At 42.4% G+C, this 11,954-nt stretch carries 8 protein-coding genes; 7 read left to right on the top strand and 1 reads right to left on the bottom strand.

All coding sequences use genetic code 11. The features are described 5' to 3' along the window. The 6 genes from DW640_RS06845 to DW640_RS06820 all read left to right on the top strand — a co-directional run. Window positions 1–2,830 (top strand): SusC/RagA family TonB-linked outer membrane protein (locus DW640_RS06845; RefSeq protein WP_233525428.1); only part of this gene is annotated, 2,830 nt, incomplete at its 5' end. 18 nt (window positions 2,831–2,848) lie between these two features. Further along, entirely contained in the window at window positions 2,849–4,393 is a 1,545-nt protein-coding gene (locus tag DW640_RS06840) for a SusD/RagB family nutrient-binding outer membrane lipoprotein (RefSeq protein WP_011107596.1), read from the top strand. 24 nt (window positions 4,394–4,417) lie between these two features. Continuing rightward, window positions 4,418–5,545: a glycoside hydrolase family 18 gene (locus tag DW640_RS06835; protein ID WP_008763540.1), complete on the top strand. Its 1,128-nt coding sequence runs from the start codon at window positions 4,418–4,420 to the stop codon at window positions 5,543–5,545. Between the two features lie 6 nt (window positions 5,546–5,551). Beyond that, the gene (locus tag DW640_RS06830) at window positions 5,552–6,733 is read left to right on the top strand and encodes a DUF1735 and LamG domain-containing protein (protein WP_016267699.1); all 1,182 of its coding nucleotides are present in this window, start codon (window positions 5,552–5,554) and stop codon (window positions 6,731–6,733) included. 29 nt (window positions 6,734–6,762) lie between these two features. Further along, window positions 6,763–7,668, top strand: a complete 906-nt coding sequence (locus DW640_RS06825; RefSeq protein WP_011107597.1) for a DUF4999 domain-containing protein — start codon at window positions 6,763–6,765, stop codon at window positions 7,666–7,668. Window positions 7,669–7,798: 130 nt separating this feature from the next. Next, on the top strand, window positions 7,799–10,120 hold the full coding sequence (locus DW640_RS06820) for a family 20 glycosylhydrolase (protein WP_117577679.1): 2,322 nt from the start codon (window positions 7,799–7,801) through the stop codon (window positions 10,118–10,120). 59 nt (window positions 10,121–10,179) lie between these two features. On the opposite strand, the gene DW640_RS06815 is transcribed toward DW640_RS06820, so the two are convergent. Further along, window positions 10,180–11,172 carry a FecR family protein gene (locus DW640_RS06815; RefSeq protein ID WP_117577677.1) on the bottom strand — a complete coding sequence of 331 codons (993 nt, stop codon included), beginning with the start codon at window positions 11,170–11,172 and terminating at the stop codon, window positions 10,180–10,182. Window positions 11,173–11,335: 163 nt separating this feature from the next. Here DW640_RS06815 and DW640_RS06810 point away from each other — a divergent pair, with 163 nt between their 5' ends. Then, window positions 11,336–11,944: an RNA polymerase sigma-70 factor gene (locus DW640_RS06810; RefSeq protein WP_008763535.1), complete on the top strand. Its 609-nt coding sequence runs from the start codon at window positions 11,336–11,338 to the stop codon at window positions 11,942–11,944. Window positions 11,945–11,954: the final 10 nt, after the last annotated feature.

Genomic DNA, 11,954 nt, shown 5'->3' with positions numbered 1-11,954 from the left:
AGGTGATGTGTTAGAAATCTCCTATATCGGTTATGCCTCCCAATCAATCACGCTTGCCAACGCCCAACCCCTAAAAGTCACAATGGGTGAAGACACGCAAACCTTGGACGAAGTAGTAGTTACTGCGTTGGGTATCAAACGTGAACAAAAAGCGTTGAGTTATAATGTACAGCAAGTAAAGGGAGAAGCTTTAACAGCGGTGAAAGATGCCAACTTTATCAATTCGCTTGCAGGTAAAGTAGCCGGTGTGCAGATAAGCAGCGGTGCTACAGGTGCCGGTGGTGCTACACGTGTTGTAATGCGTGGTATGAAGTCATTGACCAAGAATAACAATGCTTTATATGTGATTGACGGTGTACCTATGTTTAACACAGGTTCAAGTGGTGGTGACGGTCAGTACGGATCAATGGGTGGTTCTGATGCAGTAGCAGACTTAAACCCGGACGATATAGAAAGTATAAGTATGATGACCGGACCGTCAGCTGCTGCCCTTTATGGCTCTGCCGCAGCCAATGGAGTAGTCCTGGTTAACACAAAGAAAGGGAAAAAAGAAAAGATATCACTTACTGTTTCCAATAGTACGACCTTCTCCAAGGCATATATTATGCCTGAGATGCAGAACAGATACGGAACAAGTTCAGGCTTGTTCAGCTGGGGAGATCTGACAGATAAAAGATATGATCCGAAAGACTTCTTCAATACCGGTAGTAATATTATAAACTCCATTACATTATCGACAGGAAGCGATAAAAATCAGACTTACTTCTCAGCTTCCACGACAAATTCAGATGGTATTTTACCAAATAACAGCTACAACCGCTATAACTTTACCGCACGCAATACAACTAACTTCCTGAATGATAAGCTGACACTGGATATCGGTGCGCAATATATCATACAGAATAATACCAATATGGTATCTCAGGGACAATATTACAATCCCCTACCCGCTTTGTATCTGTTTCCACGCGGAGATAATTTTGATGAAATCCGCCTGTACGAACGTTACGATACAAATTACGGATTTATGAAACAATACTGGCCTTATGGCGACGGCGGACTGTCTTTGCAGAATCCTTACTGGACTCAAAACCGCATCAGACGTACCTCTGACAAAAAACGCTATATGCTGAATGCCTCTCTGAAATGGAAAGTTACAGACTGGTTAAATATCACCGGACGTGTCAATTTGGACAACTCGGATTATCGTAACAAAACAGAAAAATACGCTTCAACACTTGCCACTTTCTGCTCTGTCAATGGTGGTTTTGAAGATGCTATGCGTCAGGAACGTTCTTTATATACCGATTTAATGGCTACTGTTGATAAAACATTCGGAGATTTCCGTCTGAATACCAATATAGGTATGTCACTTTATCACACTTCCATGCAGACAATCGGCTTTGCTGGTGACCTGATTATACCTAACTTCTTTGCACTGAATAATATTAATTACGCTGCAAACTATAAACCACTACCGGACGGATACGATGACGAAGTACAAAGTATATTCGCTAATGTCGAATTAGGATGGAGAAGTCAACTTTACCTCACGTTGACCGGACGTAATGACTGGGATTCCAAACTGGCTTTCTCCAATCAGTCTTCATATTTCTACCCTTCTGTCGGCTTATCGGCTGTACTGACGGAAATGTTCGCTCTGCCTAAAATCATATCTTATGCAAAAGTACGTGGTTCTTACACAGTTGTAGCCTCTTCTTTCGACCGCTACCTGACTAACCCGGGATATGAATATAACAGCCAGACTCACAACTGGGCAAACCCGACAGTTTACCCGATGGACAATCTGAAACCGGAGAAAACCAAATCATGGGAAATCGGTCTGAACTTGAAGTTCTGGGAAAACCGCTTCAATCTGGACGCAACCTATTATCGTTCCAATACTTTAAACCAGACATTTAAAGTAGATATTCCCTCTTCCTCCGGATATAATAAGGCAATCGTTCAGACTGGTAATGTACAAAACCAGGGAATCGAACTGGCGCTCGGCTTCACCGACGAATGGGCAGGATTCAGATGGGCATCAAATGCTACTTTCACTCTGAACCGCAACAAGGTAAAACGTCTGGCAGGCGGTAGCACCAACCCTGTAACGGGCGAACTGATTGATATGCCAAACATGCCTGTAGGATGGCTTGGTAAAGAGAATGTAGCTCCCCGAGTAATCTTGACAGAAGGAGGTACAATGACCGACATATACGTGTACAATGAATTAACCAAAGATAATAACGGAAATATAAAAGTGGATGCTCAAACCGGAGGACTTAGTATGCATACGGCAGAGACTCCTACCAAAGTCGGAAATTTGAACGCTAACTATAATTTAGGCTGGACCAACAATTTCACTTACAAAGGAATCAATCTGGGAGTCGTACTTTCCGCACGTGTAGGTGGTCTGGCATACTCAGCCACGCAAGGTGTTCTGGACTACTATGGTGTATCAAGTATCACGGCAAATGCACGTGACAATAAAGGTGTACCAACGAATAACGGAAAAGTGGATACACAGAAATACTATCAGACCATCGGTACCGGTGAAGGCGGTTACGGAAGATACTATTTATACAGTGCCACCAATGTCCGTCTTCAGGAACTCAGTCTTAGCTATACACTTCCCAAGAAATGGCTGAACAATGTAGCCAATGTAACCTTCGGGCTTGTAGGACGCAACCTGTGGATGATCTATTGCAAAGCACCGTTTGACCCTGAATTGTCTGCTTCTACATCCAGTAATTACTATATGAATGTGGACTACTTCATGCAACCGAGCATGCGCAATATAGGATTTAATGTAAAAGTACAATTCTAAATTAATGAGAAAATTATTATGAAGAAATATCTAAGAAATATAACAGTCGGTACTGCTTTGGTATTAGTTGCCGGGAGTTGTACTGGTAATTTTGAAGAATACAACACCAATCAATTCCAGATTCATGAAGCTGACCCTTCTACTTTGATGAAGTCAATGATTGAGACGATCGTAAACATTCAACAGAATGACTCGCAGATGATGGATCAGATGGTCGGTCAGTTAGGAGGCTATCTGACATGTGCGAATGTATGGAGCGGCACTAACTTCGGCACATTCAATCAAAGTGATGCCTGGAATGCAGGTCCCTGGAATACTAATTTCGAGAAAATATACGGTAATTTCTTCCAGATACAGGAAGCAACTAATGAAAGCGGGCACTATTATGCTTTTGCACGTATGATACGGGCCATAACCATGCTGCGTGTTGCCGATTGTTACGGTCCGATGCCCTACAGTCAAGTGAAAAAAGGTAACTTCTATGTAGCTTATGACACAGAAGAACAAGTCTATAAGAATATAATGGAAGATTTTGCAAGCGCTGCCAACGTACTCTATAACTATTACAAAGATACCAATGGTAACGCACCGCTCGCCAGCAACGACCCTGTATTCAGCGGCAATTATGCCAACTGGGCAAGACTCGCAAATTCCATGCGACTGAGGGTGGCTATCCGCATCAGTACAGCATATCCGGAGATGGCAAAAGAAAATGCGGAAGCTGCCGCATCTCATGAAGCCGGACTGATCGAAGCAAATAATGACAATGCCATGATGGATTGCGGCTCGCAGACAAACCCTTACCAATTGGCAGCTGTAAGCTGGGGTGATTTGCGTGTCAATGCCAATATCGTTGATTATATGAACGGATACGGTGATCCGCGTATGTCTAAATACTTCAACCATTCAACATTCACTGGTCACACTCAGGAATATGTGGGCATGCGCTCCGGAGAAGATGGTTTTGCCAAAAGTGACGTTGCAGGTTATTCCATACCGGCCATCACAGGAACTTCAAAGCTATTAGTATTCTGCGCTGCTGAAACAGCATTCCTCCGTGCGGAAGGCAAACTGAAGAACTGGTCTGTCGGCAATAAATCGGCTAAAGAGTACTATGAAGAAGGAATCAAACTCTCCATGGAACAGTACGGCACAACAATGCCTGACAATTATCTGACAAATACCGAAAAACCGACAGTATCACATAATAATGATCCCAGAGGCCATGCATATACCATCTCCAACACCGTTGCCGTTGCATGGAATGACAACAATGAAGAAGAAAATCTTCAGCGTATCATTACTCAGAAATGGATAGCCAACTATCCGTTGGGACTGGAAGCATGGGCTGAATATCGCCGTACCGGTTATCCGGAACTCTATCCTTGCATCGACAATCTGTCTCCATCAGGAGTAGACAGCAAGCGTGGTATGCGTCGTCTGAGATTCCCTTACACGGAAGTACAGAACAACCATTCCAATTATCAGCAAGGTGTTTCGTATCTGAAAAATGGTGGTCCGGATAATGAAGCCACAGATTTGTCGTGGGGAAAAACTAATTAATATAACCTCCTAACTAGAATTAATATGAAAAAGAATTATTTACTATATTTTTTATTGTTAGCGTTGAGCACCCCAATATGGGTGAGCTGTAATGACTGGACAGAATCAGAAGCAAAAGATTACTTCGAAGGTCCTTCAGAAGAATACTATGCAGCCCTGCGCGCATATAAAAAGTCTGATCATCCCAAAGCTTTCGGATGGTTCGGCAACTGGACAGGCGAAGGCGCTTCATTAGTAAACAGCATGGCAGGAATCCCGGATAGCGTGGATGTCGTTTCCATCTGGGGGAATTGGTCGAATATTACAGAAGCGCAAAAGAAGGATCTCAAGTTCTGTCAAGAAGTAAAAGGAACTCGCTTCACCATGTGCTTTATCATCACTTCGGTAGGTACACAGATCACTCCACAACATATATATGACAATTGGGAGTCAATGGGATTCGCAAGCCAACAGGAAGCTGTTAATGATTTCTGGGGCTGGCCTTCGGACGAGTCTGATAAAGAAGCCGTCGAAGCATCTATCCGCAAATATGCAAATGCTATCGCTGATACGATCAACAAATACGGCTATGACGGATTCGATATCGACTACGAACCAAACTATGGTAATAAAGGTAACATTGTGGACGACGATGACAGAATGTTCATATTCGTAGACGAACTTGGCAAACACTTCGGTCCTAAATCGGGAACCGGCAAGTTATTGATCATTGACGGCGAACCGCAAAGTATAAAGAACAGACCCGATGTAGGCCCTTACTTTGATTACTTTATCATTCAGGCCTATAAACCCGGTAATGACAACAATCTGGACAAACGTCTGATAGACGGTGGTGTAGCAGGTCCGGGACTCGTTCAGACTTACGGTAGCGTAATGTCCGAAGAGCAAATCACAAAGATGACCATCATGACCGAAAACTTTGAGGCTGTAGATGCTGCTATGGATGGCGGATATCCTTATACCGACCGTTATGGCAACAGCATGAAATCTTTGGAAGGAATGGCACGCTGGCAACCGAAAAATGGTTTCCGTAAAGGCGGAGTAGGAAGCTATCATATGGAAGCAGAGTATCCGACAAATCCGGAATACAAGAATCTACGCAAAGCTATCCAGATTATGAATCCTTCTACCAAACCGTTAATTAAATATTAATTCACTATGAAACAGATTAAAAACATAAGAAACTTCTTATTGATATCGCTTATCGCAGGCGGTACATGGATCGGCTGTGACGATGCGAATTATAGTACATTGGACACGCACGTCTTCTTCGAAGAAGCTTTAACTGCAACAAGCACCAAAGTGACTGTTATGGGCAGCGGTGAAACCAATGTCACACTGAACGCGCATATCAGCAATACACAACAGAAAGACAACAGCTATAGTCTGGCAATAGATCAGGCTGCTCTTGACGCATACAACAAGGCTAATGGTACAAACTACATCGCATTGCCGGAAACCCATTACACCCTTCCGGACAATATTACGATTAAAGCAGGCGCTTATAATGCAGATCCCATTTCCATACATATCAAAGCATTCTCCGAGGAAATGAATGCATCCGGTGAATCATATGCTTTACCCGTACGCCTGGTAGCAAAACAAGGTAGTATTGATGTAATGCCTGTTACCGGTAGCTTGGTGATTCTTGCCAATAGTATCATGGAATTTTCCGCCCCGCAATTTGTTGGAAGTACAGAACTCGTAGCCCAGAAATTCTCTGAAGCTCCTGAAACCTACAACGAGTTTACTGTCGAAGTTCGTTTCCAGGTAAGCAATACTGCCAATCGTAACCGTGCAGTATTCAGCACATCCGGCAGCGACGGCAAGAGCTTGTTATTGCGTTTCGAAGATCCGCAAAGCGACAATAGTGACCACAAAGCTCACTCATTAGTTCAGATTCAGACTCATGAAACCTATCTGAATCCGACCTACTCTTTCGAACCTAATAAGTGGCAACATCTTGCTGTGACATACAACGGTTCTAAATATCGTATCTATATTAACGGTAAAGACGGAGGTTCAAAAGACGTTGCCGGCGGGCCTTGTATATTTGGTAATATGAGTTGGTTCAGTGGCGGTAGCTGGTGGAGCGGATGTAAAATCTTGGTAAGTGAAGCCCGTATCTGGTCTGTATGCCGGTCGGAAATTCAGATTCAGAACAACATGACTATCACAAGTCCAAAATCTCCGGGATTAGAAGCTTATTGGAGATTCAATGAAGGTAAAGGTAATGTATTTGAAGATGCTACCGGTAAAGGGCATACTATTACCACAACAGTCACTCCTGTGTGGATAGATAAGATTCTGTCTACAGATGAAGCTACTCCATGGAAATAAAATGATGGTACAATTTTAATATAGTTACTATGAATAAAGTATTTCAATCAATAATCATTACACTCATGAGTGCAATGATCCCTTTCTTCTCATCTTGCAGCGATGATGATTCGGTCAACGAATGGGATATGAGCTATGTTTCTTTATTGCCGGCAGATTATTTGAGACCGACTCCTTCGTTTACACTAAAGCATGTGGAAGAAGAAGGTATTGAAGGCAGTGTTGAGTTTCAGTTTATGGCTACAACACAAAAAGCTGTTACCCAAGATATAAATGTACACTATAGTGTCACCTGTGATGGTATAGATGCAAACAAAATCAATCTGTCTGCCAAAAATCTGTTGATAAAAGCTGGTTCTACAGCTTCAGAACCGATTACTTTGAGCATCACAGACTGGAAGTATCTGGAAAATACCAAAGAAGCGCTTGAGTATACTCTGAAAATAAAAATCGCAGATATCGAATCAACATCGGCGGAAGTTACTAATGCAGCATACTATCAGGAAATAGTTCTGAAAATCTCTAAAACCGCAGAAAAGAAAAAGGAAAGTGTGCTACTGACCAACGTCAAAGACTGGATATTCACCTTTATGACCGGAGTAGAAAATTCGGCATCAAACTCTGTCGCAGGAACAGGAACGAATGACGTTGCTACAAATGGAGTACCTTTCTGGTTGACAGTTGACTTCAAAGAAGTTAAAAACGTCACAGGCGTTCAAACAACCCATTGGGGAGCCGGATATGCTCCTTCAAAAGTGGAAATATTCTCTTCGGAGAATGGAGATGACTGGGTATCCATCGGACAATGGGATACTAAAGGAAGAACTCAGACTATCACATTCGACGAGCGGGTTAAGACACGTTACCTGAAGTATCAGATGATTACTGTTCCCAGCCGCGTAGATATCACAAGGTTCTATATTTATGCATGGTAATAAGCGTATGGAATAAGTTTTCCATCAATTAAATATCGGACAAGAGCAGACTTACAAGAAAAATGTATAAGTTTGCTCTTGTTTTTATATAGAGCTACAATCCACCTTTAGCAAACATAAATTAGATAAAATGAAAAAACATCATCTATTAGGAGTCATTCTTTTATGCAGTGGACTATTTTCCTGTTCTTCAGGAGTTATTCAGCAGGCAAACTACGAAGTTATTCCTCTGCCTCAGGAAATCAAAATTACGACCGGAAACTTTGTACTAAATGACCGTACTTCCATCGTCTATCCGAAAGATAACAAGGAAATGCAGCAAAATGCAAATCTGTTGGCGGAATACATTCATCAGATGTCCGGCAAAAAGCTGAAAGTCATTGACGAGCCAGTCACTTCAAACACAATAATCTTAGCAACAGGTCTGAATGCAGACAATGCCGAAGCATATCAACTAAAAGTAACCCAAGACAACGTAATCATCACAGGTACTTCAGAAGCAGGAACTTTTTATGGCATACAGACTTTGCGGAAGTCACTCCCAATTACAAACAAAGGAGACATAAGCCTTCCTGCTGCCGAAATCAACGACTATCCACGTTTCTCCTATCGCGGAGTACATTTAGATGTTTCACGCCATTTCTTCCCGGCCGACTCTGTCAAACGCTTTATTGATATGATGGCTTTACACAATATCAACCGTCTTCACTGGCATCTGACCGATGATCAGGGATGGAGAATTGAAATCAAAAAACGTCCGGAGTTGACCACTATCGGTTCCAAACGCTCGGAGACAGTCATCGGACATAATTCCGGAGAATATGACGGCATTCCCTATAGCGGTTTTTATACACAAGATGAAGCTAGGGAGATTGTAAAATATGCACAGGAACGCCATATCACAGTAATACCGGAAATTGACCTTCCGGGACATATGCAGGCTGCGCTTGCTGCTTACCCCGAATTGGGTTGCACGGGCGGCCCCTATGAAGTATGGAAAATGTGGGGAGTATCAGAAGACGTACTCTGTGCCGGAAATGACAAGACACTGGCATTTATAGAAGATGTCCTGAATGAAATTGTAGATATTTTCCCATCCGAATATATTCATGTCGGCGGTGATGAATGCCCGAAGGTACGTTGGGAGAAATGCCCGAAATGTCAGGCACGTATCAAGGAACTGGGACTAAAAGCCGATAAAGATCACACAGCCGAACAAAGACTTCAGAGTTATATCATTAATTATGCTGAACAGTTTCTTAACGGCAAAGGACGTCAGATCATTGGCTGGGAAGAAATACTGGAAGGAGGACTGGCACCCAATGCCACTGTCATGTCATGGAGAGGCATAGAAGGAGGAATTGAAGCAGTGAAGCATAAACACGACGCAATCATGACACCCAGTTCATTCCTGTACTTCGATTACTATCAGACCATGGATACAGACAATGAACCGCCTGCTATCGGAGGGTATGTACCTTTAGAAAAGGTATATAGCTACGAACCGGTTCCTCAGATACTCACTCCCGAAGAAGCTAAGCATATCGTAGGCATACAAGCCAACTTATGGACGGAATATATCCCTACTTATAGTCAGGTAGAATATATGGAACTCCCCCGTATGGCCGCATTATCAGAAGTACAGTGGACTATGCCGGAGAAAAAAGAATATGCGGATTTCCTGAAACGATTGCCCGGACTGATCGCTGTCTATGACATCAATCAATATAACTATGCCAAACATATCTTCCAGGTAAAGTCCCAATATATCCCTGATACCGAAGCCAACGTATTGAATGTTGTCTTATCTACTATTGATAATACTCCGGTCTACTATACATTTGATGGCAGTGAACCTACAGCCAGTTCCAATATATACACGGACACACTGAAAATCGGCCAAAGCTGCACACTGAAAGCAATCACTATCCGTCCCAACGGCAGTAGTGCAGTGTTGAAAGAGGATATCAAATTCAACAAAGCCACCATGCAGCCGATCACCATGCAGCAGCCCATTAATGAAAAGTATAAATTCGAAGGAAAGAATACACTCATTGACGGACTGGCAGGAAGCAGAAATTACCGTACCGGACGATGGATTGCCTTCTATCAGAACGACCTTGAAGCAGTGATTGACCTGCAACAGGAGATTCCGATAAGCAAAGCATGGGTACGCACCTACGTAGAAATAGGAGAAGAAATTCTTGATTTACGCGAACTTTCCGTAGCCGTATCAAACGATGGAAAAGAGTACAAAGAAGTAAAATCCGAAGTTTACCCCGCCGTCAGTAAGGAAGATAAGAATGGCATCTATACCCATGAACTTTCTTTCGATACAGTGCAGGCACGTTATGTGAAAATAACAGCCCGTCCGGAATATAACATACCGGCATGGCATTGGGGTAAAGGAAGACCGGCATTTATATTCGTAGATGAAATAGGGCTGGAATAAAACTTAAAAAGGTATGTCGCTGGGCGACATACCTTTTTTTAACATTCTCTTTATCCTCTTTATTTTTTAGACAATCGAATAATCCGTCCTTCCTTCTTATAGCTGAAGTGATTTGTATGCATCAATACATTCAATATTTCGTCCGGAAGATTATCAGTAGAGAATTCACCGGTAAACCGTTCGGTCTTCAGACTTTCGTCATCATACACAAACTTCAAGTCATATAGTTTCTCCATAATATTTGTAATCTCCAGCAATGAATGTTGCTTGAATTTCAGTTTTCCGTTAATCCACAGAAGAACTTCGGTCGGCTCGGCATATTCTATTAATTCAGCCTGATAGGTCGTTGTATTAATGTTCAACGTTTGTCCCGGTTTCAGCAGATAGCCATTATTGACGGTTCGCGGAGATTCCATCCGCACAGAACCTTGCAACAGAGTGGTTACTACCCTGTCCTCTTCTTCACGTGCCCGTACATTAAACTTTGTACCCAATACGCAAGTCTTAATATGCTTCGTATTTACGATGAATGGAGCATGCTTGTCACGGGCCACTTCAAAGTAAGCCTCGCCCGACAAATCAATCTGACGATCCGTACTCCAGAAAGAGTTACGGTAAATAAGCTTCGTAGATGCATTCAGCCAAACCTTACTACCGTCCGGAAGCACTGTTTGCGCTCTCTGTCCACCGGTAGTCATCACTGTATAATCAGAAAGTTTATTGGAAAGCAATCCCCACGCAATTCCGCCTGCGAAAACAAGTCCTGCGAGAAAAGCGGCTGCCGTGGACGCATAACGTCCCCATCGAACCGATATACTTCTTCGCTTGGCTTTTTTCTCCTTTTCACGTACGAGCGACTTAAACTTCGTCAGTGACGCTTCTGTGTCTACAGCATCCATCACTGCCATACGGTCGCCTACAAAAAGGGTATAATATAGCTGCTCTAGTATTTGTCGGTTTTCCGGTGCTTCTTCACACCATAGTTCTACCTGCTGACATTCTTCGTCATTGCATCCTCCCCTCAGGTAGTTCATCAAGATAGATTCATCCATGTTCAATCATCCTTTTACTATAAAAAAATATAATACCTCTGTTATTAATACAGTTGGCAGCGCAAATATACTAAACTAAAAAAGAAAAAAATATTTTCTCCCGTTTTATTTCGTTTCTTTCATTGCTTTCATTATTTTTGCTCTGCATAAAAAATAATGAAGAATGCAACAACCTCCTATATACCTAGATATTAACAATAATAAATCTATCATCAATGCCTTGAAAGCAGGCGAAGAATATGTATTCGACGCTGTCTACAGGTATTATTTCCGTAGATTGTGCGCCTTTTGTTCGCAATATGTCAGCGAGCAGGAGGAGATTGAGGAGATTGTACAGGACACGATGATGTGGTTATGGGAAAACCGCTGTAGTCTTATGGAAGAGCTTACTTTGAAAACGCTTCTCTTTACTATTGTCAAAAACAAAGCTCTGAACCGTATTTCCCATTTCGAGATCAGACGAAAAGTACATCAGGAGATTACAGAAAAATTCGAGAAAGAATTCGACAATCCTGACTTTTATCTGGAAAATGAGTTGTTCCGCCTTTATGAGAATGCTCTGAAACAGCTTCCCAAAGATTATCGGGAAGCATATGAGATGAATCGTAATCACCGGATGACTCATAAAGAAATTGCAGAAAAGCTGAACGTCTCTCCCCAAACCGTCAACTATCGTATCGGACAGGCTTTAAAGCTATTACGCATTGCCCTAAAAGACTATTTACCTTTATTTATTCTTTATTTCGGGCTTGACATATTCAAACAATCATGAAACAATTCAT

The organism is Bacteroides sp. AM23-12, assembly GCF_003434395.1.
In the GTDB taxonomy this organism is placed as follows: domain Bacteria; phylum Bacteroidota; class Bacteroidia; order Bacteroidales; family Bacteroidaceae; genus Bacteroides; species Bacteroides thetaiotaomicron.
Note: the sequence above shows the minus strand (reverse complement) of the source record. Positions and strands in the feature narration are given on the sequence as shown.